This is a genomic window from Bradyrhizobium sp. ORS 375 (assembly GCF_000239775.1).
Classification (GTDB): Bacteria; Pseudomonadota; Alphaproteobacteria; order Rhizobiales; family Xanthobacteraceae; genus Bradyrhizobium.
This window is the reverse complement of record NZ_CAFI01000441.1, coordinates 1-1,110: the sequence shown is the minus strand read 5'-3', so window position 1 is coordinate 1,110 and position 1,110 is coordinate 1. Positions and strand designations below refer to the sequence as shown.

2 protein-coding genes are annotated in these 1,110 nt (G+C 60.6%); both read right to left on the bottom strand.

Features of this window, described 5'->3' with window-relative positions; translation table 11 throughout:
- Positions 1 to 279: 279 nt before the first annotated feature.
- Complete coding sequence (locus tag BRAO375_RS29280; RefSeq protein ID WP_035642948.1) at positions 280 to 495, bottom strand: hypothetical protein; 216 nt, start codon at positions 493 to 495, stop codon at positions 280 to 282.
- A gap of 181 nt (positions 496 to 676) precedes the next feature.
- A complete protein-coding gene (locus tag BRAO375_RS36685) occupies positions 677 to 1,060 on the bottom strand; it encodes a response regulator (RefSeq protein WP_349546089.1) in 384 nt (127 codons plus the stop codon).
- Positions 1,061 to 1,110 lie beyond the last annotated feature (50 nt).

Here is a 1,110-nt window from a genome sequence, read left to right as displayed (position 1 = left end):
TCACCAGTCGCGCACATTCGTGGCGCAGCGCATCATGGAGGCGGCACGGGATAGATCACCGCCGCTCGACGAACTGACCGCGGTCGGCCGTCAGGCCGTCGCAGACTTGGCCTCGCAATCCGTCCAACGAGGGCTGTGATCATAGTAGCCAGCGGACGGCGGCCGGAGTCGATCGCGCCGACTTTTGCTGAGTCCACGCTGCTACTGCGTCATCGGGGACCATCGCACCGACGCGATGTCCCCGTCGCAAGCGGGCATACAGTCCCGGAGACACGCGGACTATTCTTCCAGCTCTTTCAGGATGCGGTCGCGGTGGCGGATGTGCTGCACCTGGATCGCATGAAAGTTGTCCAGGAGTGTCCGCGCTTCTGTGACGTCATGACCCTTCCGCTTGAGGTCCGCAACACGTTCCTCTTGTTCGGCAATAAGTCGGAGACCCAAGTCGATATGGCGCTCGGCCTGCTGCAAATGCCGACGCTGCATGGCATGATCCATTGCTGATCCCCCGATGCAAGTCTCGTAATCCCAGCAAACGCCGGGACACGCGGGCCGAGGCACCCGATGCCCTGGAGGGCGTCGCCTCACATTGACCTGGGACGATCACCCTACGGCGGCTATCGGCCTTCCAATACCATAAAAAACTTTGCAAGGCCGACGTCAATGTGAGGAAGCGTGCTTAGTTTATACGAATTGGCCGGCAAATCTCAGCCAAACAAAGCGCGTACGACGGTCGCGGCATTGGTTGGCTTCTCGCACCGCGGCACGTGACGGTACCGCGCTGGAATGATGTCTTGGTCGTATCCGGTTGCGAAAACGAAGGGAATTCGCCGCTGCAATAGCTGGTCGGCAATGGGAAAGGCCATTTCTCCGTGGAGGTTGATGTCGACGACCGCCCCATGCAGCTGTTCGGTGTCGCCAGCAAATCGAGCGCCGAATCGATGTTTGACACTGGACCGACCACCTCGGCGCCTTCAGCGCCGAGAGCCCGGGCAAGGTCATCGGCAAGGTAATAATCGTCTTCCACAACCAGCAGCCGACGTCCGGCCAGCGTATTGGTCATTGCGCGCCTCTCCGGCTTTGCGCCCGCTCCAGGGGCATTTCGATGGTGCA

Excerpts from the sequence above, each read along its gene's own strand:
- BRAO375_RS29280 (WP_035642948.1), bottom strand. The coding sequence starts at position 495 with ATGGATCATGCCATGCAGCGTCGGCATTTGCAGCAGGCCGAGCGCCAT.
- BRAO375_RS36685 (WP_349546089.1), bottom strand. The coding sequence starts at position 1,060 with ATGACCAATACGCTGGCCGGACGTCGGCTGCTGGTTGTGGAAGACGAT.